Origin of the sequence: Flaviflagellibacter deserti (genome assembly GCF_042652085.1) — a bacterium.
Classification (GTDB): domain Bacteria; phylum Pseudomonadota; class Alphaproteobacteria; order Rhizobiales; family Methylopilaceae; genus Flaviflagellibacter; species Flaviflagellibacter deserti.
The window spans coordinates 267,357-291,055 of sequence record NZ_JBHSJF010000005.1 but is presented as its reverse complement, the minus strand read 5'-3'; the positions used below and the strand labels follow the sequence as shown (position 1 = coordinate 291,055).

23 protein-coding genes are annotated in these 23,699 nt (G+C 63.0%); 9 read left to right on the top strand and 14 right to left on the bottom strand.

The features are described from left to right. The 3 genes from rph to ACFPFW_RS06095 all read right to left on the bottom strand — a co-directional run bounded on the left by rph (position 1) and on the right by ACFPFW_RS06095 (position 2,875). The gene (rph, locus tag ACFPFW_RS06105) at positions 1-720 is read right to left on the bottom strand and encodes a ribonuclease PH (RefSeq protein WP_114958363.1); all 720 of its coding nucleotides are present in this window, start codon (positions 718-720) and stop codon (positions 1-3) included. 64 nt (positions 721-784) lie between these two features. After that, the gene (locus tag ACFPFW_RS06100; protein WP_114958362.1) at positions 785-1,147 is read right to left on the bottom strand and encodes a hypothetical protein; all 363 of its coding nucleotides are present in this window, start codon (positions 1,145-1,147) and stop codon (positions 785-787) included. Between the two features lie 933 nt (positions 1,148-2,080). Further along, complete coding sequence (locus ACFPFW_RS06095) at positions 2,081-2,875, bottom strand: GNAT family N-acetyltransferase (protein WP_114957070.1); 795 nt, start codon at positions 2,873-2,875, stop codon at positions 2,081-2,083. Positions 2,876-3,086: 211 nt separating this feature from the next. On the opposite strand from ACFPFW_RS06095, the gene ACFPFW_RS06090 reads away from it, so the two are divergent. After that, positions 3,087-5,543: a P-loop NTPase gene (locus ACFPFW_RS06090; RefSeq protein WP_114957069.1), complete on the top strand. Its 2,457-nt coding sequence runs from the start codon at positions 3,087-3,089 to the stop codon at positions 5,541-5,543. Between the two features lie 162 nt (positions 5,544-5,705). On the opposite strand, the gene ACFPFW_RS06085 is transcribed toward ACFPFW_RS06090, so the two are convergent. Continuing rightward, positions 5,706-6,392 (bottom strand): glutathione S-transferase family protein, encoded by a 687-nt coding sequence (locus ACFPFW_RS06085; protein WP_114957068.1) that lies wholly within the window; start codon positions 6,390-6,392, stop codon positions 5,706-5,708. Positions 6,393-6,491: 99 nt separating this feature from the next. On the opposite strand from ACFPFW_RS06085, the gene ACFPFW_RS06080 reads away from it, so the two are divergent. After that, positions 6,492-7,055: a TetR/AcrR family transcriptional regulator gene (locus ACFPFW_RS06080; protein WP_114957067.1), complete on the top strand. Its 564-nt coding sequence runs from the start codon at positions 6,492-6,494 to the stop codon at positions 7,053-7,055. A gap of 24 nt (positions 7,056-7,079) precedes the next feature. Here ACFPFW_RS06080 and ACFPFW_RS06075 read toward each other — a convergent pair whose 3' ends face one another. The 9 genes from ACFPFW_RS06075 to ACFPFW_RS06035 all read right to left on the bottom strand — a co-directional run bounded on the left by ACFPFW_RS06075 (position 7,080) and on the right by ACFPFW_RS06035 (position 14,790). Then, a complete protein-coding gene (locus ACFPFW_RS06075) occupies positions 7,080-7,601 on the bottom strand; it encodes a DUF2934 domain-containing protein (RefSeq protein ID WP_379769847.1) in 522 nt (173 codons plus the stop codon). Positions 7,602-7,716: 115 nt separating this feature from the next. Next, the gene (locus tag ACFPFW_RS06070; protein WP_114957066.1) at positions 7,717-9,231 is read right to left on the bottom strand and encodes a sensor histidine kinase; all 1,515 of its coding nucleotides are present in this window, start codon (positions 9,229-9,231) and stop codon (positions 7,717-7,719) included. A 103-nt stretch (positions 9,232-9,334) separates the two neighbouring features. Next, a complete protein-coding gene (locus tag ACFPFW_RS06065) occupies positions 9,335-9,694 on the bottom strand; it encodes a response regulator (RefSeq protein ID WP_162799675.1) in 360 nt (119 codons plus the stop codon). A gap of 151 nt (positions 9,695-9,845) precedes the next feature. Then, on the bottom strand, positions 9,846-10,313 hold the full coding sequence (gene ptsN / locus ACFPFW_RS06060) for a PTS IIA-like nitrogen regulatory protein PtsN (protein WP_114957064.1): 468 nt from the start codon (positions 10,311-10,313) through the stop codon (positions 9,846-9,848). 185 nt (positions 10,314-10,498) lie between these two features. Then, positions 10,499-12,019, bottom strand: coding sequence for an RNA polymerase factor sigma-54 (rpoN, locus tag ACFPFW_RS06055; RefSeq protein WP_114957063.1), 1,521 nt, complete (start codon positions 12,017-12,019; stop codon positions 10,499-10,501). Between the two features lie 67 nt (positions 12,020-12,086). Then, positions 12,087-12,878: an LPS export ABC transporter ATP-binding protein gene (gene lptB / locus ACFPFW_RS06050; protein WP_114957062.1), complete on the bottom strand. Its 792-nt coding sequence runs from the start codon at positions 12,876-12,878 to the stop codon at positions 12,087-12,089. Between the two features lie 10 nt (positions 12,879-12,888). Continuing rightward, positions 12,889-13,461, bottom strand: a complete 573-nt coding sequence (locus tag ACFPFW_RS06045) for an LptA/OstA family protein (RefSeq protein WP_114957061.1) — start codon at positions 13,459-13,461, stop codon at positions 12,889-12,891. Then, entirely contained in the window at positions 13,458-14,105 is a 648-nt protein-coding gene (lptC, locus tag ACFPFW_RS06040; protein ID WP_162799674.1) for an LPS export ABC transporter periplasmic protein LptC, read from the bottom strand. The genes ACFPFW_RS06045 and lptC overlap by 4 nt, the downstream gene beginning before the upstream one ends. 70 nt (positions 14,106-14,175) lie before the next feature. Next, complete coding sequence (locus tag ACFPFW_RS06035) at positions 14,176-14,790, bottom strand: ribonuclease D (protein ID WP_114957059.1); 615 nt, start codon at positions 14,788-14,790, stop codon at positions 14,176-14,178. A gap of 247 nt (positions 14,791-15,037) precedes the next feature. Here ACFPFW_RS06035 and ACFPFW_RS06030 point away from each other — a divergent pair, with 247 nt between their 5' ends. The 3 genes from ACFPFW_RS06030 to ACFPFW_RS06020 all read left to right on the top strand — a co-directional run bounded on the left by ACFPFW_RS06030 (position 15,038) and on the right by ACFPFW_RS06020 (position 17,607). After that, the gene (locus ACFPFW_RS06030) at positions 15,038-15,529 is read left to right on the top strand and encodes a c-type cytochrome (protein ID WP_114957058.1); all 492 of its coding nucleotides are present in this window, start codon (positions 15,038-15,040) and stop codon (positions 15,527-15,529) included. 175 nt (positions 15,530-15,704) lie between these two features. Then, positions 15,705-17,045, top strand: coding sequence for an Nramp family divalent metal transporter (locus ACFPFW_RS06025; RefSeq protein ID WP_114957084.1), 1,341 nt, complete (start codon positions 15,705-15,707; stop codon positions 17,043-17,045). A gap of 1 nt (position 17,046) precedes the next feature. Further along, the gene (locus ACFPFW_RS06020; protein ID WP_114957057.1) at positions 17,047-17,607 is read left to right on the top strand and encodes a hypothetical protein; all 561 of its coding nucleotides are present in this window, start codon (positions 17,047-17,049) and stop codon (positions 17,605-17,607) included. Here ACFPFW_RS06020 and pyrC read toward each other — a convergent pair. Next, positions 17,594-18,646, bottom strand: a complete 1,053-nt coding sequence (gene pyrC, locus ACFPFW_RS06015; protein WP_114957056.1) for a dihydroorotase — start codon at positions 18,644-18,646, stop codon at positions 17,594-17,596. The genes ACFPFW_RS06020 and pyrC overlap by 14 nt on opposite strands. A 314-nt stretch (positions 18,647-18,960) precedes the next feature. Here pyrC and ACFPFW_RS06010 point away from each other — a divergent pair, with 314 nt between their 5' ends. The 4 genes from ACFPFW_RS06010 (at position 18,961) to ACFPFW_RS05995 (ending at position 23,688) form a co-directional block, all read left to right on the top strand. Continuing rightward, positions 18,961-19,248 carry a hypothetical protein gene (locus ACFPFW_RS06010; protein ID WP_114957055.1) on the top strand — a complete coding sequence of 96 codons (288 nt, stop codon included), beginning with the start codon at positions 18,961-18,963 and terminating at the stop codon, positions 19,246-19,248. Between the two features lie 240 nt (positions 19,249-19,488). Then, positions 19,489-19,695 carry a hypothetical protein gene (locus ACFPFW_RS06005; RefSeq protein ID WP_114957054.1) on the top strand — a complete coding sequence of 69 codons (207 nt, stop codon included), beginning with the start codon at positions 19,489-19,491 and terminating at the stop codon, positions 19,693-19,695. Between the two features lie 309 nt (positions 19,696-20,004). Further along, positions 20,005-22,452: a hypothetical protein gene (locus tag ACFPFW_RS06000; protein ID WP_162799673.1), complete on the top strand. Its 2,448-nt coding sequence runs from the start codon at positions 20,005-20,007 to the stop codon at positions 22,450-22,452. Positions 22,453-22,974: 522 nt separating this feature from the next. Further along, entirely contained in the window at positions 22,975-23,688 is a 714-nt protein-coding gene (locus ACFPFW_RS05995; protein WP_162799672.1) for a M12 family metallopeptidase, read from the top strand. Positions 23,689-23,699: the final 11 nt, after the last annotated feature.

Below are 23,699 nucleotides of genomic sequence, written 5' to 3'. Positions count from 1 at the left end.
TCACGCGACCGCCATCTTCTGCAGGTCGACGAGCTTGGCCACACCCTGCTTGGCGAGCGAGAGCATGCCCATCAGCTCGTCCTCGGAGAACGGCGCGCCTTCGGCCGTGCCCTGCACCTCGACGATGCCGCCGGAGCCGGTCATGACGAAATTGGCGTCGGTCTCGGCCTTGGAATCCTCAGCGTAGTCGAGGTCCAGCACCGGCACGCCGCCGAAGATGCCGCACGAGATCGCGGCGACGTTTTCCTTCATCGGGTTCACCGGGATCATCTGGCGCGACAGCATCCACTGGAAGCAGTCGTGCAGCGCGACCCAGGCGCCGGTGATCGAGGCGGTGCGGGTGCCGCCGTCGGCCTGGATGACGTCGCAGTCGACGGTGACCTGGCGCTCGTTGAGCGCGCGGAGATCGACGACGGAGCGGAGCGAGCGGCCGATCAGGCGCTGGATTTCCTGGGTGCGGCCGGACGGCTTGCCGGAGGTGACCTCGCGGCGGGTGCGCTCATGGGTGGCGCGCGGCAGCATGGAATATTCGGCGGTGACCCAGCCCTTGCCGGAGCCGCGCAGCCAGGCCGGAGCGCGCTCCTCGACCGAGGCGGTGACGATGACGTGCGTCTCGCCGAACTTCACGAGGCAGGAGCCCTCGGCGTAACGGGCGACGCCGCGCTCCAGGGAAACACGGCGCATTTCGTCGGGCGCGCGGTTGGACGGGCGTGCGGACATGGAACTCTTCCTGCTGTTCTTTGGAATGGGCTCCTTCTAGGCGCGGTGGCGATGAGGGGCAAGTCTAGCGGGCGGGTCGGGCCATGAACTCTTCGGGATGCCGGAGCGCATGGCGGCGTCCGCGGGCGAGGCGGTCGCGCAGCAGCTCCAGCTTCTCGATGTGCTTCGAGCCGTCCGGATCGTCGGGCAGCGGCGCGAGGAGGCCGATCTCTCCGGCGACCGACAGCGCGCCGTCGAAGTCGGTCGAGCCGGCGGCGCGGGCGCGGTCATGGCAGGTCGGATGGCGCCATTCGCAGCTTCGCGAGCGCCGGCAGGCGGGGTTCGGGCAGTGAGCGCAGAGGCCGGAGAGGATGGAGAAGATCTGGATCGCGATCTCGGCATCGCGGCGGTTGCCGAAATCGGTGCGGGGGATGGGAGTGCGGGGCATTTTGGGGGGTCCTTTCGTTTGGTTGCCTTCTCCCCGACGAGGGAGAAGGTCGACTCGCTGCAGGACGCAGCGAGCGGGTTGAGGGGGACATGGCGGCGAGGCTGTGCCGTGGGTCGGAACGCCTTACGGCGTCCCCCCTCACTCGGCTCGGCCGGTTCCCGGCCGAGTCCGCTCTCTCCCTCGTCGGGGAGAGAGGGCGCGCCTCAGCCTCGCCTGGCTTCGTCAGCGATCTTCGGAAAGTGCTCCCTCGGAGGGAGCGGGGGATGCGGTCGCATCCTGATTGGTGTTGGTGTGTTGACGCGATCCGCATCCCCACGCACGGCGTTTCTGTCCGGAGGAGGCGGGCGCTTCCACGGCCTGTGGCCGCCGAAGGTTTGAGAGCCTTCGAAGACCACGGCTCGTCCCCAGTGCAAGGCACGGACGGGTCATGGTGCCCGACGGGCCCGCTCGTCAGACGACCTTCTCGGTCGTCCTACATCCTCCGGCCTCCCGGGAGCGGGGTTCCGGACCCCGCCCGCAGGCGCCGCTCCTCATCCCGCGCCGGCCGGCCGGTACCTGGCTGGCGCCCCTCGCAGGGTGAGGATGAGCTGAGGACTAGCAGAGAATAGGAATATTGTCAAGATGATACCTTCTCCCCGACGAACTCGGCTGTTGCCGAGTTCGTATGATGACCAAGTCGGGAACACCCGACTTGGTGGGAGAAGGTCGACTCGCGGGCGAAGACCGCGAGCGGGATGAGGGGGACATGGCGGCGAGACTGTGCCGTGGATTGGAACGCCTACGGCGTCCCCCCTCACTCGGCTCGGCCGGTTCCCGGCCCGAGTCCGCTCTCTCCCTCGCCAAGTCGGATGTTTCCGACTTGGCTATGCCACGTGCCCAACTCGGCAACAGCCGAGTTGGGTCGGGGAGAGAGTCGCCGCGTCGCCCGCGGCATTACCTCGTGAACTTCCCGCTCTCCGTCGGCGCCGCGATCCCGCAGACGAGGCCGGGTTCGTGGCGGAGGCCGCAGGATTCGGCCATTCGGCGGGAGGGGAGGTTCGTGGCCGATATCAGCTCGTAGACGTGGGTCGCGCCGAGATCGCGGAGGACGCCGACGAGGACGCGGGCGTTGATGTATTTGCCGAGGCCCTTGCCCTGCTGCGATCCGGCGACCGCGACGAGGCCGCCCCAGCCGTGGCCTGGGTACGGGCTGTGGGCATTGTGCGGCATGTAGCCGTGCGCCGCCGCGACGATTTCTCCGTTCTGGTCGCCGACCGCCATCGTCACCGCCGGGCCGCAGGCCCCGACCAGGAACGAGCCGGAGAACGGCACCACGCCGGCCTCGGCGATCAGCGCCTGGATGCGGGCGGTGTCGTCGCCCTCCGGATCGGTCGGCTGGTCGAGGTCGGAGAGGCCGTCCGGCAGGCCGGCGGCCAGGATCGGCTCGCAGGCGTCGAGCGCGCTCGTCCGGTCGGCGAGGAACAGGTCCCAGGTATCGAAGCGACAGTTCCGCTCCGCCAGCCGGACCCCGATCTCCCCGGCCCTGTGCGCCGGGATGAGGCGGAAGCCGCAGACGCCATCGCGCGCGAGGAATTCGTCGATCCGGTCCCATCCCAGCGCGTCGAGATCGTCGACGCCGATCATGCGGCCGTTCTGACACGCGCCGGGTGTCGCCTTGATGAGATCGACGTTCTTTTCAGCCTGCGCCTGCAGGTCTTGCTGACGCTGCGTCCCGAAATAGCCGGCCATGGGGTGGCTCCGGAGAGACTAGTGGGGTGGAGCTTAGCGGGTGCGCCGGGGCTGGTAATGCCGGTGGGCCAGCGGACAGTCAGGATCCGGCAATATGACTGTGATGATCATTTCGTTTCCAGCTCCCGGAGCTGTCTGGGTTGGATAACTCACAACAACCGTTGCGAGCAGTGCGCTGTCCGGATTTACATACCGTTGGGGGACGAGCGACATGAAGTTTGAGGGTCAATATTTCACCGAAATGCGAGAAACATTGCTCGCAGGGCGCTATTCACTCTTCCTCGGAGCGGGAGCAAGTATTGATAGTTTGGATTCCACTGGGGCGCAGCTTCCCGGGGGCGATGCGTTACGGCAAAGACTTGTAGCTTTGAAAAAGCTGAAGCCAACCTCTTCCTTGGCGAGAGCTTACGCTCAACTGACACCAGATGAGGTGGAAAAACATATTACCGAGCAACTTTCCGATTGCACTCCGGGCCCCACCGCTCGAAAAATTACAGAATTTTTCTGGCGAAGCATATATTCGCTGAATATCGATGACGTGTTAGAGAATGTTCCGCATAATACCTCCAAACGACAGACGTATGTACCTCTCACTCACAAATCGCCATTTGCTTATCCAGATGATATAAATATCGTTCAAGTCATTCACGTGCACGGATGGGTCGGCGCCCCAGATGATGGGTATATTTTCTCGCTCAACGAGTATGCGAAGACGCTTGGGCCGTCCAATCATTGGGTAAATGTGCTTGCGCAAACGATCGCCACGGAGCCGTTTATAATTGCGGGAACAAGTTTAGAAGAGCCTGATCTTGAATATTTCTTGGCCGCTCGTTCTGCCAGCAGTACTCGTAAAGATAGGGGCCCCTCATTCCTAATTGAGCCATTCCCTGATGCTGGGACGGAGGCGGAATGTGCAAGGCATGGCTTGACGCTATTTCCCGGAACTCTGCTGGAGTTCCTAAACCTTATTGATTCAGAATTTCCTGCACGCCCCTTACCGGTGGGCAACAATGCTAAGCTCGATATTGCGTTATTCGACACGAGTGTGAACGCGACACAGCTAGCACTATTCTCCGCCGATTTTCGATATGTTGTAGCAGAGCAGTCGAAAGAGAACACCGAGTTAGGCTTTTATATTGGTAGAGAGCCCTCGTTTTCAGACTTGGCGTTATCCCGCGATGTTTCGCGTGCATCTACCATAATGGTGAAGCAGCAAATAAGAGATACGTTAAAGGCTCCAAATAAGAATTCTCATTTCCTCATTTTTGAAGACAACGCTGGAACTGGGAAGACGACGTTAGTAAAGCGTGCGATATATGATCTTGCGGCGGAAGGCAATCATGTATTCAACCGTGATCAACTTTCGGCCATAGATATCTCTCGAGCTTCGAAAATATTTAATTCTTTTACGAAGCCATTTATTATATTCAGTGATAATTTTGCTGATACAGCATCAGCTATATCAGAGCTATATCGTCAAATACACCGAGACGATTTTTTAATTGTAGGTACCGAACGTTCCTATCGGGTGCCGCATGCTCTTAAGAGTATGGGTGGAATTCCAGTTCAACGCAGGCACCTTGAAAAATTTCGCTCGACTGAAGCGCGCGATCTAATTTTAAAAATGGACGGCTATGGCATGACTGGCGTCCCGATAAACGCCGAGAACATAGAAAAACTTTCGTCTGATTTAACAACAGATTCGATCGCTATAGCAGTGTGTCGAATTCTTCAAAATTTTAAGCCGGTGTCCAAAATAATTGAATCGCTGGTTAGTGATTCAGACAACGATAGGCGAGAAAGATATCTGGCGTGCGCACTTGCATTCTTCTGCTTTCACGGAGGATTGCGATACAATATCCTTGTTTCGGCGTTTGGTGCTGAAAAGCTCGACGAGCAGATGAATGTAAGGGATATGCTCCCTTTAATATTTTCTGAGTCCGACCATCGCGAGTATGTGATTCCAGCAAATCCGGTCTTGGCGGAAAACATCCTTAGAACCGTCGCGGCCGAAGACAAGGATTTGATTTTTGATGTGTATAGCCGCGTCGGGGCTTATCTATCTTCTTACGTAAATCGTCGCGCTATCATCCGCCGAACCCCTGAAGCTTCTCTAGCAGGTCGATTATTCAATTACGACGATGTGGTAATTAATTTGATTCCAGAACAGTCTGAAAAATTCTTTTTGGCAATGAAGCGTTACTGGGACTGGAACTCTCGATACTGGGAACAGTTTGCGTTGCTGAAGCTCGATCAAGCGTCTAGGGCTAAGGGCGATGAGAAGGCTCAATTGTTGGTCCAAGCAATTGCGCACGCGAAGCATGCCGTCCAAGTTGAGCGCCATCCTCATCCTCTGACAACGCTGGGCAAAGTTCTTATCGAGGAAATGAAATTCAATTCTAGTCGGTTTAATTCCGCTTTTGTGGAAGCTCTGAATGTTCTGGGAGAGGCAGCCTCTCAAGAAAATAGAATGAATAGAATTGCCGTGCATCCATATACGACACTTTTTAATGGCGCACATTATTTCTTACAAAATGGAGGTTCGCTAACTAAACGAGAGGTCGATCGGTTGTCGAGATTGCTTAATAACGCCGATACTTATTTTAATTACGATAATTCATTGATGGTGCTGTCGCAGAATGTCCGGCGATTGCTTGGTACAGCATAATTAGAGCAACACCCCGGAGCCCAACGAGGCGCGGGCTCCTATGAGTTAGCGTTTATCGCATTCTCTGGTCCATGTGAGTCATCGTATCCAAGGCGCGGATGCTCCTCCTCTGTGGTGAGGCTGGTGTTACCGACGGGGGCAGCAGGGCCTCGGCCGCCGCCCTCAAAACCCCAACCTCCGCAAATCCTCCGCCCCGAACTCCTGCCCCGACCGCTCCCTGACGCTCGGCAGGTCCGACACCCTGCCGCGCCAGGCGATCAGGTGGTCTAGATTATCCGGGACGCCGAGGCCGGCGGCGTCGGCGAACATCAGGCCTGCGTAGAGCGTGATGTCGGGCATGGAGAAGTGCTCGCCGGCGAGGAAGTCCTGGCGGGACAGAAGCGCGTCGAACGCGGCCATGCCGGCCAGCGCGCGCTGGCCGTTGCGCTCACCCCAATCCTTCCGGCCGGCCCAATCGGGACTCTTGTGGACCTGGAGCAGCGGGCCGAGGCCCGGCGTGGCGTGGTGGAAGTAGATGCCGACGGGATCGAGAACCTCGGCCTCGGCGCGCCGCTGCATCATGTGGATGACGGCCTTCTCCTTCGGGGTGCGGCCGGTGAGGGCGGGCTCGCCGTCGAGATTGTCGAGATATTCGGTGATTGCGGTCGCCTCGGAGATGTAGGTGCCGTCGTCGAGCTGCAGGACGGGGAGGACGCCGGACGGGTTCTTCTCCAGGAAGGCCGGCGTCTTGTGTTCGGCGCCGATGAGATCGACCGACACGAACTGGACCGCGCTCTCCAGCCCCTTGTGGGCGAGGACGATGCGGATGCGCGCCGGATTGGGGAAGCCCGGCCTGTCAAAGATGATCATCTGTTTTCTCCGTCTATCTATCGATAGGTAGACTGCGACTTAGAGCTTGTCCGGCGCGGCGTCAATGGCTACCTATCGATAGATAGACGAGGTGGCGAAATGGAGCGGAACACGCGGGAGGACATCCTGGCGGCGGCGCGGCTGACCGTGCAGGCGCATGGATACAACGCGCTGAGCTTCCGCGAACTCGGCAAGGAGGTGGGGATCAGGAGCGCCAGCATCCACCACCATTTCCCGACCAAGGGGGATCTCGGGGCGGCGATCGCGCGGCGGTATACCGAGGAGGGCGAGGCCTGGCTCGGCCGGATCGCCGGCGAGGAGACGGGGCTGGAGGCGCGGCTGGCGAACTATGTCGCGATCTTTCGCGCGGCGCTCGAAAACGGCAACCGGATGTGCCTGTGCGGGATCATGGCCGCGGAATATCGCGACCTGCCGGAGCCGGTGCGCGCCGAGGTCGGGCGTTTCATCGAGATGAATGTCGATTGGTTGAGGGGCGTGCTCGCGGATGCCGGGGCGCGCGATGCCGGGGGTCAGGCGCTGGCGATCTTCGCCGCTATAGAAGGCGCGCAGCTCGTCGCGCGCGGGAGGGAGGACATCGGCCTCTACGACCGGGCGATGACCGCCTATCGCGAGGCCGGGCTTTTCTCGGCCGGTCGCGGGTAATGGTCCGCGCCGTGCCGAGGGCCGTTATTTCCTGACTGGATGGCCCGCCGCCAGTTCCTCGCAGGCGCGGCGCCAGTGTTCCTCCTCGCGGCCTTCGGGTTCGCCTTCGGCGACCCAGATCTGATAGGCGCGGATGCCGATCAGCTCGTCCTCGTTGTCGCGGTCGGCGTTCTTTGACTGCAGGGTCGGGTCCTCGATCGGCGCGCGCGGTTCGCCGTGGCCGATGACGCCGAGCCCGCCGTGCGGCTCGGGATCGCGGAGTTCCTCGATCTGATAGAGCGCCGGATCGGCGAGCGCGCTTCCGCGGTCCATCAGCACGCTTTTGGGTATGTCGACCGCGAGTTCACGGCGGAGCGTCTCGGTCTCCCAGTCGGATGCGAGCTGGATCGCCTGGCCGCTGGTTTCCGCGCGCACGATCACTTCGCTCCAGATCGGGCCGCCGAGCCAGCGGCCGTCGTCATCTTTTGCGAGCGGCGTGAAGCGCCAGAGCCGCACGGTCCCGGGGCTGTCGGTCGTGCCGCCTTGCGTCTCGTAGAACTCTTCCATGGGATTCACCCGTCGTGGGGCCGAAGATTCCTGCCCAACGCGGGATTTGCGCGCGGGGTTCCTTCTGCCGCCGAGGAAGGCCGACCAGAGTAGCAGGATCGGCCCCCGGGGGGTGCTACTGCGCAAGTTGAGCGTCCGGGATCTCGATCGAAAGCGTCAGGCCGCGCGTGCCCCATTCGCGTGTAATCGATGCGCCGAGCTGGGCTTTCGCCGCGCGTTCGATGAGGACGGAGCCGAAGCCCATTTCGTTCGGCGCATCGGTTGCAGGGGCCGCGCAATCCTCGCGCCAGGTGATGGCGAAGCGATTTCCGAGATCGCGGCAATCGACGGCGATGCTGCCGCCGCGCGGCGAGAGGGCGCCATATTTGACTGCATTGGTCGCGAGCTCGTGGACGATCAGCGCGACGCCGGTCGCGGTTTGATGACCGACGACGGCATCATCGCCCACGACCGCGATCTGGGTGCCGGCATGGTCGCGATGCGGCTCGATCAGCGTTTCGAGCAGGCGGCGGAGTGATTGCGGATCGTTCGGACGGTCGCCCAATGTGCCGGGGCTGACGCAATCATGGGCGCGAGCCAGCGCAACGATGCGGCCGCTGAGCTCGCGGGCGAATTCGGCATTGTCCGGCGAGGCGCGGCCGGACAGCGAGACGAGGCTCGCGACCAGGGCGAAGATGTTCTTGATGCGGTGCGCCAGCTCGCGGGTGACGAGATCGCGCTGCTCCTCGGCGAGCTTGAGGTCGTGGATGTCGGTGAGGGTGCCGAACCAGCGCTTGATCTGACCCGTCTCGTCGCGTTGCGGCACGCCGCGGCCGAGCGTCCAGCGATACTCGCCGGAGCGATGGCGTAGCCGATATTCGATCTCGTAGGGCTCGCCGCTCAGCCAGGATTGCCGCCAGCGGCTGAGCGAGCGCTCGCGATCGTCGGGATGGAAGACATCGGTCCAGCCGTCGCCGTCGGTCGCCCCGTGCGGGATGCCGGTGAAGGCGTACCATTGCTCGTTGTAATAGTCGGGCGAGCCGTCGGGCGTCGCCGACCAGACCATTTGCGGCGTGGTGTCGAGGATGTCGCGCCAGATGCGCTCGTTCTCGGCAAGGTTGCGCGCCCAGCTGACATTGATCTGCGTTTCGACCAGGGCAACGAAGTCGGCGAGGATCTGGCGGTCCTCGTCCGACCATTCGCGCGGCGTGTCATCGATGGCGCAGAGCGAGCCGAGGACATGGCCGCCCGGTCCGCGCAGGGGAAGGCCGAGATAGGCACGCACGCCGAGATCGTCGATCGCGCGATTGTCGCGAACCAGCGGATGGGTCGTCGCGTCCGACACTTCCAGCGCCTGCTCGGACGACACCACATATTGGCAGAACGAGTGGGTGAGCGGCGTCTCGCGGGCGGTTTTCCAGGGTTCGGGGAGGCCGAACTCGCTCTTGAAGAACTGGCGGTCGTCCTCGACCAGCGAGACCAATGAGACGGCGACGCCGAGAGATCGCGCGACGAGCCGGGTCAATCGGTCGAACCGCTCCTCGGTTTCGCTGTCGAGCAGGGATGTCGAGCGGAGTGCTCGCAGCCTGTCGGATGAATTGAGGATCGCGAGATGCTTCTGCATCTCGGTCAGGGGCCTGATGATCGACACTCGCGCTCGGCTACACCTCGGAAAGAGAAGACGCTACAGCGTCGGTCAGATCCACGGAAAATCGAGGGCGACGCGCGATTACCGGGAAAGACGCTTCGCGTCCTCAGGCGAATGCCGCCGCGAGCACGCTCTGCATCTGCCGCGCCGTGCAGGGCTTGGCCAGGAACGCCTTCGGCCGGACGTTCTCGGCGCGGCGGCGGGTGGCCTCGTCGGAATGGGCCGTGAGGAAGACGACATATGCCGGAAATTCGTCGGTGATGAGGCGCGCCGTGTCGATGCCGTCGGTCGAGCCCTGAATACTAACGTCCATCAGAAGCAGATCGGGGCGTTCGGTCCGTGCGATGCGTTGCGCGTCGGCGCCGTTGCTTGCCGGCCCCAGAACCCGATATCCGAGTTGTTCGATGGAGCAGGCAAGATCAAGCGCAATAATCGCTTCATCTTCCACTACGAGCACGGTCCGCATCTTTGTCTCCATAAGAGTGGAAGCTGCCGGGCTCCCAATAAATCAGTCTTATGGGCAACTGTGCGTAGTGCTACCCAGTTCCGGACATTTTCGATTTTACGAAAATGCGGTGGAACGTGGTTTCCGTTTTCTTAAAGGGGAGGCGGGCCGGTCAGGCCGCGTTGGACGGGGCCGCGGCCGCCTGGGTCAGGACCGCGTGGAGCGCGGCCGGATCGCGGGTCGCGCGGAGCTTCTGCGCGGTCTGCGGATCGCGCAGAACGCGGGCGACGCGGGCCAGCGCCTTGAGGTGGTCGGCGCCGGCGGCCTCAGGGGCCAGCAGCAGGAAAACGAGATCGACCGGCTCAGCGTCGAGCGCGTCGAAATCGATCGGCCGCTCGAGGCGCGCGAACAGGCCGAACAGCTTGTCGATCTTGGCCAGCTTGCCGTGCGGAATGGCGATGCCGTTGCCGACGCCGGTCGAGCCAAGCCGCTCACGCTGAAGAAGCGTCTCGAAGATCTCGCGCTCCGGGATGCCGACCAGCTCGGCAGCCTTCTCCGCAAGCTCCTGGATCGCCTGCTTCTTGCTCTGGACCTTAAGCGTGGGAATAACCGCGCCAGGCGCGAGAAGGTCGCTCAACATGAGTGATGGCTCTTTGCTGTTCCGTATCGCCGGGAGCAGTGATGCAAACCGGATGCCGACGTTGTCACGTTAGGACAGCCCCCGCGCGCCGAAGGTCTATACCGCCGGGGCGCGAGGAAAAGACCTACGGACAGGACCGGCGGAAGTCAATCTAGGGGCTTGTACAGGCAGGGGACAGGCGGCCTTTACAGAGGGGAAACCTTCTCCCGGCGGCGCTGAACCGAGGATGGGATACCCATCGCCTCGCGGTATTTCGCTACCGTGCGGCGTGCGATGTCTATTCCTGAGTCGCGCAACGCCTGAACGATCGCGTCGTCCGACAGGACGTCCGCCGCCGCCTCGCCCTCGATCATCTGCCTGATCCGGTGGCGGACCGCCTCCGCCGAATGCGCCTCGGCGCGGCCGGTCGAGGGGATGGCGGCGGTGAAGAAGTATTTCATCTCGAACGTGCCGCGCGGGGTGGCGACATATTTGTTGGCGGTGACGCGCGAGACGGTCGATTCATGCATGCCGATGGCGTCGGCGACGGCGCGAAGATTCATCGGGCGCAGGAAATGGACGCCGTGAGTGAGGAACGCGTCCTGCTGGCGGACGATCTCGGCGGAGACCTTGAGGATGGTACGGGCGCGCTGTTCGAGGCTGCGGGTGAGCCAGTTCGCGGTCTGCAGGCATTCGGCGAGGAACTGCTTCTCGCCCTGGTTCTTCGCGGTGCGCGAGACGGTGGCGTAATAGCTCTGATTGACGAGAAGGCGCGGCAGCGTCTCGGCATTGAGCTCGATCAGCCAGGTACCGTCCGGCGCGGAGCGGACCATGACGTCGGGGACGACCGGCTGGATCGGCGAACCACCGAAGGCGAGGCCCGGCTTCGGCGTCAGCGCGCGGAGCTCGGCAATCATCTCGGCGAGATCCTCGCCGTCGACACCGCAAAGGCGGCGGAGCGCCGGCAGGTCGCGGCGGGCGAGGAGTTCGAGGTTCCTCATCAGCGCGGCCATGGCCGGGTCGAACCGGTTCTTCTCGCGGAGCTGGATCGTCAGGCACTCTTCCAGCGAGCGGGCGGCAACGCCGATCGGGTCGAAGGTCTGGACGATGCGTAGGACGACCTCGACCTCGTCCAACGGGGCGCCGAGGCGGGCGGCGATCAGGTCGAGCGGCTCGGAGAGGTAGCCGGTCTCATCGACGCTATCGATGATGCCGCGACCGATCATCCGCTGCCGGGCATCGGCGACAGTCAGGCCGAGCTGGTTTTCGAGGTGTTCGATGAGGGTGGCATCGGCCGAGACATAGGCCTCGACGCCGTTGTCGCCGTCCTCACCGCCGCCGGTGCCGACGCCGGACCAGGCTGAGGCGGTATAGGTTTCGCCGCCGGAGCGGTTGGCCGGGGCCTCGTCGGGAAAGACATTGCCGAGGTCGGTGTCGAAACGCTCCTCGATCTCGGCGCGGGTTTCCGGCAGGCGCGCTTCCATCCAGTCGCCGTCGCGGGGTTCGGAGCTGACGACGGCATCGTCCCCGCGATGATCGCCGTCATCGACGTCGCCGCCCGGCTCGCCCTCGGCCCGTTCGAGGAGGGGATTGGATTCGATCTCCTGCGCGACATAGCTCGCGAGGTCCATGCTCGACAGCTGAAGCAGCTTGATCGCCTGCATCAGCTGCGGGGTCATCACCAGCGACTGGCTCTGCCGTAAAATCAGCTTGGGAGACAGCGACATCTGGTTCGACGGCCTGACCTGATCCGAAATTGGGACGATTCTTGCATAAGAACCGGTTCGGGCCTGATTAGAGCCGGAATTCTTCTCCGAGGTAAAGACGCCGGACGTCCGCGCTCGCCACGATTTCTTCGGGTGTGCCCTGCATCAGCACCTGCCCGGAGTGGACGATGTAGGCGCGATCAATGAGGGTCAGCGTCTCGCGGACGTTGTGATCGGTGATCAGGACGCCGATCCCGCGCGCGGTGAGATGCCGCACGAGGATGCGGATATCGTTGACCGCGATCGGATCGATGCCGGCGAAAGGCTCGTCCAGCAGCATGAAATCCGGACGGCTGGCCAGCGCGCGGGCGATCTCGACGCGCCGCCGCTCGCCGCCCGACAGAGCGATCGACGGCGATTTGCGAAGCGCGGTCAGGCCGAACTCATCGAGCAGGCTTTCGAGGTCGTAGCGGCGGCGCTTCCTGTCGGGCTCGACGAGTTCGAGCACGGCGCGGATGTTTTCCTCCACCGTCAGGCCGCGAAAGATCGAGGCTTCCTGCGGCAGATATCCGATGCCGAGGCGGGCGCGGCGATACATCGGCAATTTGGTGACGTCGTAGCCGTTGAGCTCGATGCGGCCGCCGTCGGCCGGGACGAGGCCGGTGATCATGTAGAAGGTCGTCGTCTTGCCGGCGCCGTTCGGGCCGAGGATGCCGACGGCCTCGCCGCGCGCGACGGCCAGACTGACGCCATGCACGACGCGGCGGCCGCGATAGCTCTTCTCCAGGCCATAGGCCTGCAACCAGCCCTGACCGTAGGACTGGAAGCTGCCGTTCGCTTGGGATCGAGGCGGTTTTCGCTTGAAGAACGGGAAGATCACGCCCGCTCCGTCATTGCGGCGCCGGTTTCGCCGGGCCGAAGACGCCCTGGACGCGTCCCCCGGAGGCCGCGCTTTCGAGCTTCGACTGCTGCGTCGTCAGATCGACGACGAGCTTGTTGCCGCGCAGGACGTTCTGGCCCTGTGTCAGGACGACGTTGCCGGTGACGGTCACGGTGTTGCTCGGAAGATCGAAGATGCCGCGATCGCCGGTCGCGTGCTGGTCCTTCGACTGGACGACGACGCTGCCCTCGGCCTCGATGCGGCGGATATTGCGGCCGGCCTGCGAGCTAGCTGCTGCAGCGGCCGGGGCTGCGCCCTTGGCGGCGGGCTTGTTGTCGTAGAACACGGTCAGCTTGCTCGAGCGCAGCGTGGAATCGCCCTGCTGGACGAAGACGTTGCCGGTGAAGATCGCCGCCTGATCGGACTCGCGGACGTCGAGCCGGTCGGCCTCGATCTTGACCGGCTGGTCGGAGCGGCCGCTGAAGCCCTTGAACGCATCCGTCACGGCCTGCTGGGCGAGCGAGGGCGATGTCGACAGAGCGGCCAGCAGGGGCAGAGCGAGGAGGAGACGAAGGGCCGTCATTGCGCAGCCCCGGTCGCGGCCGGAAGGTCGTCAGGCTTTGGCGTGATGACCATCACGACATTGCCCTGGAACAGGGCCTGGTTGCCATTGTCGAAAATCTGCATCCGGTCAGCGCGCAAAGTCGTTTCGCCGAAGGCGAGATCGACGGGATCCTTGGTGGTCAGGTCGCCGCCTCCGAAATCGATATGGGCCGTCGCCAGCAGCGCGCGATCGCCGAGATCGTTGGCGAGGCGGATCTTGCCGCTGAGGTCCATGAGCTTCTTGTCGTTATCGATATTGCCGGTGTCGGCAACGAGGGTCAGCCAGCCATCGTCGCGATTCTGCATCCGGCCGTCGATCTGGACGAGCGCGACCTTATGCGGTTCGCCGAGACTCTGCTCGGCTCGCTCGGCATTGACCTGATATGGCCGTCCTTCGGCGCTATAGCCTGTCAGCTTCGGCTTCTGCATGGTGATCGTTGCGCCTGTCAGACCAAGACTTTCGACATCCACTTGCGGCCCGATCCTGGAGCGTGGATCAATGATGATTGACGCCACAAACGCGGCGGCAAGAAGGACGGCAAAGGACGGCAGGCCGATCCTGAGCAGGCGGACATAGCGCGAATGCCGGATCGCCGCCCGGAATGCAGCCTGACGCGCGTCCACGCTGCGGGATCGCAGCGGACGTCGCGCTGTAATGCCGGCGGTCGACACGTCTCAGCCTCGCGCGTCGGCGTCAGGAATGCGCGAATATGTCCTCATTCTCAAACCCCGTGAGATCGAGGGCTGCGCGGATGGGCAGGAAGGCGAAGCAGGCCTCAGCCAAAGCCGTGCGGCCTTCACGCGCAAGTAGATATTCCAGCTGCGCTTTCAATGCGTGGAGGTACAGGACGTCCGACGCGGCATAAGCGAGCTGACTGTCGGTGAGCGTCTCCGCGCCCCAATCGGAACTCTGCTGCTGCTTGGAGATCTCGACACCGAGCAGTTCGCGGCAGAGATCCTTGAGGCCGTGGCGGTCGGTGTAGGTGCGCACGAGCCGCGAGGCGATCTTGGTGCACCAGACAGGTTCCGGCATGACGTTGAAGGTCTTGAACAGGATGGCGACGTCGAAGCGGGCGAAATGGAACAGCTTCTGCACCGAGCGGTCGCGCAGCAGGGCTTCCAGATTGGGCGCCCGGTTCTGCCCTGGAACGATCTGGACGAGTTCCGCCGTGCCGTCGCCGCCCGAGATCTGGACCAGACACAGCCGGTCGCGATTGTGGTTGAGGCCGAGCGTCTCGGTGTCGATCGCCACGGAGCCGGAAAAGGTGAGGCCGTCGGGAAGGTCGCCGCGGTGCAGTCGGAAGGTCATGGTCGCTGCCAATCTGAAGGCCGGGGCGGTCGACGACGACCCGCGGGTGCAAGGAAATCAAGGCGGACGTAACACTCCTGCCGGGAGAGCAGCAAGAGACGGGTGCCGGGCCGCTCGACCAAATAATGCCGGCAAGGGCCTGACGGCGGATTTCACGGCAGAAACAAACAGGGCGCGTGATGTAATCGGAGCGAAACACGGCTCGGCTACCCCGCCACCTTCCTGTCAAAGCAGACGAGGAGGGAATATGAAAAAGAGCAAGGCGTTCATTGCGTCGTTTGCGGCCATGCTGATGCTTGCGGGCCCTGCCTTCGCGCAGAGCCAGGTGAAACGGGGCGAATATCTCGCCTCGATCATGGATTGCGGCGGCTGCCACACCCCGGGCATGTTTCTCGGCAAGCCGGATTTCAGCCGTGCGCTTGCCGGTTCCGAGGTCGGCTTCCAGATTCCCGGTCTCGGTATTTTCTATCCGGCGAACCTGACGCCGGACACAGATACCGGCCTCGGTGCCTGGACCGAGCAGGAGATTATCACCGCGGTTCGCACCGGGACCCGGCCTGACGGCAGGATACTCTCGCCGGCCATGCCCTGGCGATCCTATGCGGCGCTGAACGATGCCGACGCCTCGGCGCTTGCGACATATCTGAAGAGCATCAAGCCGGTCTCCAACAAAGTGACCGAGATCACCGGCGCGAGCGAGAAGCCGAAGGGGCCTTATTTCACGATAGTTCAGCCTTGATCCTGAACCGGCGGGCGGCATCTCTGCCCCGGTTTCCGATGGTCCCTCAAGCCCGGTAATCAGGGAGCGGTAGGGGCGCGTCAAATCCTTTGCCGATTCTGCGTGCCCTTGCAGAAGCGACGATCTCATGTACGGTTGCGAATGACTTGCAATTGCAATGAGGTTGCCGATGGATATGCGTGCGCCCGAAGGGTTCGGCTGGCAATTGCAGCGCAAGGAGCCCTCGCTCGCGGAAGTCCATCGGACGATCCCCGTAAAATCCAAGACAGCCTGGCGTCGGGCCGCGGCCTTCATCGGCCCCGGCTATCTCGTCGCCGTCGGCTACATGGACCCCGGCAACTGGGCGACCTCGCTCGCCGGCGGTTCGAGATTCGGCTACACGCTGCTCGTCGTCGCGCTGATCTCGAACATCATGGCGATCGTTCTGCAGTCGCTCTGCGCGCGACTCGCAATCGCCTCGGGCCGTGACCTCGCCCAGGCCTGCCGCGACGCCTTCCCGAAGCCCGTCGCCATGGTGCTGTGGTTCCTCGCCGAGGTCGCGATCATCGCGACCGATATCGCCGAGGTCATCGGCACGGCGATCGGCCTCAACCTCATCTTCGGAATTCCGCTCGAGATCGGCGTCGTCATCACCGCGCTCGACGTGTTCCTGATTCTCTATCTGCAGAAGCTCGGCTTCCGCTGGGTCGAGGCGCTGATCATCACGCTGCTCGGCGTGATCGCCGTCTGCTTCGGCATCCAGATCGCGCTCGCCGATCCGAACTGGGGCGAAGTGATCAAGGGCTTCGCGCCGACGACCGAGATCGTGACCAATCCGGAGATGCTCTACATCGCGCTCGGCATTCTGGGCGCCACCGTGATGCCGCATAACCTCTACCTGCACTCCGGCATCGTGCAGACCCGCGATTACGGAACGAGCGTTCCGGAAAAGCGGCAGGCGCTGAAATTCGCGACGATCGATTCCACCGTCGCGCTGATGTTCGCGCTGACGATCAACGCCTCGATCCTGATCCTGGCCGCGGCGACGTTCCACCAGACCGGTCGTACCGAGGTGGCGGAACTTGGCGAGGCGCATTCGCTGCTCGCGCCGCTGCTCGGCCTGGCCATCGCGCCGACGCTCTTCGGCGTGGCGCTGCTCTGCTGCGGCATCAACTCGACGGTGACGGCGACGTTGGCCGGCCAGATCGTCATGGAAGGCTTCCTCCACATCAGGCTTCAGCCCTGGCTGCGGCGTCTCATCACCCGGGCGATCGCCATCGTGCCGGCGGCGGGAGTGACGATCTGGTACGGCGAAAGCGGCACGGCGCAGCTCCTGATCCTGAGCCAGGTCGTGCTCAGCCTGCAGCTGTCCTTCGCGGTGTTTCCGCTGGTGATGTTCACGGCCAGCCGTTCCAAGATGGGCGAACTGATCGCGCCGATCTGGCTGACCGCCTTCGCGTCAGTCATCGCGGTGGTGATCGCGGTGCTGAACGCGAAGCTCCTGGTCGACTTCTTCTTCTCGGGGGCGGCCGGCTGACGTGATCCGCCTGACGGAGCTCGGAGCGCATCTGACGCTTCATTACGAACCGAAGCCCCTGAACAGGCCGCTCTGGACCGCGGTCATCGCGGGCGTGGCGGTGGTGGCAGTTTTCAGTGCGATCAACCGGCAGATCGTGGGGCCGGAGTCCTACATGCTCGTCGTCATCGTCGCGGCGATCGCCGCCTGGATCGCCATCGCCCTGTTGTGGGTGAAGGCGCAGACGCTCCTCGTCGAGACGGTGTTCGACCGCAATGCGCAGACGATCACGGTCCGGACGACGAAAACGTCCGGCGTCGACATCACCACGCTCGCGTTCGGGGAGATCGCCGACCTCTACATCTTCTCGTCGCGCAGCGACGGCACCCGCATCGATGTCCTGACGCTCTCGTCGCGGCGGGGCAGTTTCAACATCGCGCAGCTGCGGAACCGCAGGCCCTATAGCGAGCAACTGGTCGAGATCGCCGACCGCCTGCGCGCGATGACCGAACTTCCCGGTCCCGCGCCGAGGAATTCGGTGATGATGGGGCTGGCGGCGACGATGGGGATCAGGCGGAGGTAGCGTTCCGGACGGCCCAGGTGATGGGCTCGATCGGCTCGAAGGTGACGAGTTCGCCGTCTTTCGAGACCGGGACCATGGCAGAGCCGTTCGAGTGGCCGCTGACGAGCGTGATCCGGTCCTCGTTGGCGGGCAGACCATAGAATGCCGGGCCGTTCAGCGAGGCGAAGGCCTCGAAGCGGTCGAGTGCGTTCTCCTCGGCGAAGACCTGCGCGTAGCAGCCGAGCGCCACCGGCGCGGAGAAGACGCCGGCGCAGCCGCAGGCCGCTTCCTTGAGGTGGCGCAGATGCGGCGCGGTGTCGGTTCCGAGGAAATAGCAGGACTGGCCGCTCGTCGCCGCCTTGCGGAGGGCGATCTGGTGACGCTCGCGCTTCAGCACCGGCAGACAATAGAAATGCGGGCGGACGCCGCCTACGAACAGCGCATTGCGGTTCAGCATCAGGTGCTGCGGCGTGATCGTCGCGCCGAGCCGGGGCGCGTTGGCGGCGACGAACTCGGCGGCCTCCTGCGTGGTGATGTGCTCCATCACAACCTTCAACGCCGGGAAATCGGCGAGGAGCGGCGTCAGCACGCGGTCGATGAACACCGCTTCGCGATCGAAGATGTCGATGTCGGGCGAGGTGACCTCGCCGTGGACGAGGAGCGGCATTCCCGCGCGCTGCATCGCCTCGAGCACCGGCGCGACCGATTTGATGTCGGTGACGCCGTGGCTGGAATTGGTCGTGGCGTGGGCTGGATAGAGCTTCACCGCCGTCAGCACGCCGTCGCGATGGCCGGCGCCGATGTCGTCCGCGTCGGTCGTGTCAGTGAGATAGGCGGTCATCAGCGGCGTGAACGACACGCCCCGCGGCACGGCCGCCATGATGCGATCGCGGTATGCGGCCGCGCTCGCGCTGGTCGTCACCGGCGGCACGAGGTTCGGCATGATGATCGCGCGCCCGAAATGGCGCGCGGTGTAGGGCACCACGGCCTTCAGCATCTCGCCGTCGCGCAGGTGAACGTGCCAGTCGTCGGGGCGGCGGATGGTGATCGTCGTCGTCATGTCGGTTCGTCAGTGTCCGGGCGAGCAGGGAACGGTCGCGACCGTTTCCGATGGGCGGCATGAGCCCGGCTCGACAAGTTTGGAAAAGATGGTGGCCAGAAGGGAGCCTGAGCCGACTGCCGGTCACGGTATTGATGCTGTTAGGGGAGGCGATTTGAGATTGCAAATCCTATCGTACGTCACGGCGAAAGCTGTTGATCCCTTGGTCTGGGAGCTCCCAATATTTTCTTCATTATTGGTCGGCGAGACGACGAGGCGCATAATCGCGGCGGTTGAGCAGGCCAAGAATCCTGCCACCAACGGAGGTAACGACCATGGAGCAGATCCTGATAAACCTGATCGCCGGTGCGGTCGGCGGGGGAGCGGCGGGCAAGGCGTCTCCCAATTTCGATCTCGGAATGATCGGAAATCTGATCGCCGGCGCGGTTGGCGGCGGCGTCCTCGGCCAGATCGTGACCATGCTGATCCCGGCCGTCAGCGCATCGGTCGCGAGCGGCGATTTCAGCCTCGGCACGATCGTGACGCATCTGATCAGCGGCGGGGCGGGCGGCGCCATCCTCACGGCGATCATCGGCCTGATCAAGAATCGCGCGACGGCCTGACGCGGACGCAGCGCGGCGTGTGAGACTGAAGAGTGGCGGAGACGGACGCGGCCGCGCATTCGCCTCCGCCCGGGCGAGCGCAGCGCGGTCTGTCTCCTGTCCTCGAAAGACGTGCACCAGCTCTGCAATTTGCGGAGCAGGTCGAAACTGGTGGTGTCCCAATTTGAGATTTAAAGTGCCCGACGTTGTGTCGCTTCAGGCCGTTGGTCATATATGCTTGGCGCATAGCAGGAGCCGGACATGCCACTTACAGACAACGGCATTTGGTACACCGTTTACACTCCCCCTCGTGCCGAGTTCCCGTTCTTGGCGGTGACGCACCTGCCAACCGGAGACGTGAGCGCAGTGCCCTTCCGCACCTATGAGGAAGCTGAACTCCACATCGCCGCCGTATCTCAGGCGGAAACGCACATCCTGAACGAGGTAACGGGTGCCCATGGGACCTAAGGCGAAGAGCGCCCCGCCGACGTAATCGGCAGCGCAATCCACATCGCTCGTATTGCTACGGGAGAGATTGAGGAAGGCGCGCCCATTGATGATAGGAAAGACCCTGCCGCTAAGGCTCTCGGGGCCAAAAGCGGCAAGGCGCGTGCTGAGAAGATGTCGCCGGACCGCCGCTCCGAGACGCCAAGAACGCAGCGGCTAGGTTGGCAGCGATAGCTGTCATGCGGGTTTGTATCGGCAGACTCGTCTTTGCTGAGTCAGGTCCTACGGACCTAGCTGGCTGATCGATGCAACCGTGACATGGAGGCGCGATTGCAGGAGGTCCCGCGACGGCTGCCATTCTATGCGGGCCTCGGTGTGATCACTGCGGCGACCCTGATGCTGCAGGTTGTCGAAACCCGGATCATCTCCGTCACGTCCTGGTATCATCTCGCGTTCTTCGTCGTCAGCATCGCGATGTTCGGCCTCACTGCCGGGGCGGTCTGGGTTTACTTTGGCTCCGGGGCCAACCGTCCCGCGCAATTGCCCTATCATCTGAGTGTCGCTTCGCTCGGCTTCGCCCTGGCGACCGTCTTTGCGGTCCTGGTGCAGCTCACCATCGTCACGAGTCTGCCGGCATCGGTCATGTCGCTCGTCGTCTGGGCCGAGTTCGCCATCGCCCTTTCGCTGCCATTCTTCTTTTCCGGCATCGTCGTCAGCCTGGCGCTGACGCGCAGCCCCTATCCGGTCGGCATCGTCTATGGCGTGGATCTGCTCGGCGCAGCTCTGGGCTGCCTTGGTGCCCTGGCGCTGCTCAACCTGGTCAGCGGTCCCTCGGCGATGCTCTGGATTGCGGTTCTCGGCGCCGCGGGGGGCCTGCTCTTCGCCCGAGCGGGCCTCGGGGGCTTTCCGCCTGGTCGACCGATCGCGGCCAGGCTTTTCCGGCACCGCTGGGTCGTGCTGGGCTGCCTGGTGGCCTTGGCAGCCGCGAACAGCGCGACCGAAGGCATCCGGCCAACGATCGTCAAGGACAAGATCGAGCAGCCGGAGACGATCGCCTACGAAAAATGGAACTCGTTCTCGCGCATTACGGTCAGCCAAAGCGACAAGGCACCACCGATGCTGTGGGGGCCGTCGATCAGGTTTGCTCCCGACCAGATCGAGCAGCGCTGGATGACCATCGACGGCGGCGCCGCAACGGCGGTCTATCGCTTCTCTGGCGATCTCGATGAAGTTGCGTTCCTCCGCTACGACGTGACGAACCTCGCCTATGCGCTCCCCGGTCTTCAGACCGGGGCCGTGATCGGCGTCGGCGGCGGCAGAGACATGCTGTCCGCGCGCCTGTTCGGTCTCTCGGAGGTGGTCGGAGTCGAGATCAACCCGATCTTGATCGATCTGCTGACGCGGCAATACTCGGGTTACACGGCCATCGGCCGTCAGCCCGGCATGACCTTCGAGATCGACGAGGCGCGAAGCTGGTTCGCCCGTACCGATCGCGCCTTCGACATCATCCAGATGAGTCTGATCGACACCTGGGCCGCCACGGGAGCCGGCGCCTTCACCTTGTCGGAGAATGGTCTCTACACCGTTGAGGCGTGGCGGATCTTCCTTGAGCGTCTGACCCCCGAGGGCGTGTTTACCGTGAGCCGCTGGCATGCCCCCGGCGAGGTCAACGAGACCGGCCGCATGGTGAGCCTCGCGATCGCGACTCTTCAATCTCTCGGGGCGGCCGATCCAAAGCGGCATGTATTCATGGCTTCATCAGGTCAGGTCGCGACCATTGTGGCGTCGCGCTCGCCTCTATCGGACCAGGCTTTGGACGCCCTGCGGAAAGCGGCGGCGACTTACGCGTTTTCCGTCCTGTTGGACCCACAGGCGCCAGCGGCCTCGCCGCTGCTTGAAAGCATCGTCTCGGCGCCCGACGGCGACAGCCTCCAGCGCGCCACGCGCGCCTCCTATCTGGACCTGAGCGCGCCGACCGACGCTCGCCCGTTCTTCTTCAACCAATTGCGGCTCGATCGCCTGCTTGATCAGGACCTCTTCGCAGTGGCGTCCAGGCCGGGCGTCTATCAAGGCAACCTGAGCGCGACCCTGACGCTGGCCATGCTGATCCTCATCTCGGCAATTCTCGTCGCGGCGACGATCATCGTTCCGCTTCGGTCTACCGTGAGCGCCGCGGCGTCAACGCTCACCATCGCTGGAACAGCGTACTTCACGCTGATCGGCATCGGCTTCATGATGGTCGAAATCGCCCTGCTGCAACGCATCAGCGTATTCCTGGGCCATCCGGTCTATGCCCTCAGCATCGTCCTCTTCAGCCTGATCCTATCAACCGGCGTCGGCAGCCTGGCGTCCGAGCGCGTCTTACTCGACAGCAGCCCTCGGCTGATTGGCTGGTCGGCGCTCACCGGCGCGTATCTCCTCGCCCTGTCTTCGTGGCTTCCCCAGGTCCTGCTCCAGCTGGAGAGTGCAAGCCTGCCGTTCAGGGCCCTGCTGACCGTCCTGGTTCTCGCCCCGGCCGGCTTCCTCATGGGATTCGGTTTTCCGACTGGGATGCGGCTGGTCTCAAGGATCGACCAGAGACCGACCCCGTGGTTCTGGGGCATCAACGGCGCAGCGGGCGTGCTTGCGGCAGGTGTCGCCGTGTTGACGAGCATCGAGTTCAGCATCGATACGACGCTTCGGGTCGGAGCGATCTGCTATCTGCTACTGCCCGGACCGGCTCTGCTTCTCGTCAGAGGCGTTCAGGCCATGCGGAAGGACAATGCCAAAACGAGCTGAGCGGAGCCATCCTTGCGCGCCCTCGTTACACGGTCAGCTAAGCGCAATGCTCTGGAAATTCTTGGGAGAGAGGGAAGCGGTCCATTGGACGCAAACCAATTCGACGCTTCAGTCGGACTTCGAGGCATTTGCAGCGGTAGCCGAGGACTCAATGTGCCGCTGATCCGAGCGCGTATCGCTGGAGTCGGTCTGGACCAGCTTGCCGCTCAGCTTAGGGAGGTCGTCGATTGGGGTGAGCGACACGTGAAGCTGATGCCAGATCGCTGAACGAGTGAACTGCTCCCTGAGCCTCATTGGCGTCGAGCCGCGACAGGCCATTATCATGATTGTATGAGTCGCTAGACGACAACTAAATAGTGTGTTTTTCTCTCTGTGTCTGCAGGGGGCGCTCCAGTGATCACCAGGAGAGCGTTCGTTCTCGGTTGCTGCTGCTCGCTGTCGGCGCGAAGCACTCTCGCACGCAGTCGAGAGGACTTCATCTGCTCAACAAAAGAGCCAATAGTCTCTCGCAGTGCCTCCCGGATGCTCGATAGCTACGCCGAAGACGTCGGATTTGACCGCGAACTCCTTGATGCGGCTATCGCCGACTTCAGGCTAACCCCACGCGGCACGGCCAATTTCCAGAAACGTTGGCGTCGGAACGACGGGATGACACCAGGTGGAAGAAAAATCACCCTCAGCGTTCATTTCATCAATGGTGACGCCAGCTTGCACCGAAATGTCCAGCGATACTCCAACAATTGGCTTAGTGGTGCGCTCGGCACCAAGCTTCAATTCAAGTTTGGCGTACGGCAATCTCAATCGCAGATCGCCATTCACTTCGGCCCTGGCGGCAACAAGTCTCTAGTCGGACGAGAAAGCGCCAACGTAGCTCCACACAGCGCCACGATGAATCTTGAGAGCCAGGACGAACGTGCGGTGACACATGAGTTCGGCCATGCGCTAGGGCTTTCCCATGAACACCAGAATCCGAGTGTCCCGATTGTCTGGAATAAACCAGCCGTGATCCGCGACATGGCTCGGGAAGGATGGTCGCGTCGCGACTGCGAAGAAAACATCTTCAACAAGTTTGGACGCGACTACGAATGCGTTCGCAGCGGTGCTTTCGATGTTCGCTCCGTGATGCTCTACCCGATACCGTCACATTGGACTCTCAACGGCTTCAGTTCGACTCTCAATTCTAGGATCAGCCCGAACGACAGGGACTGCGTCGTGGGCCTCTACACGCCGCCCTAAGGGCCGATCGC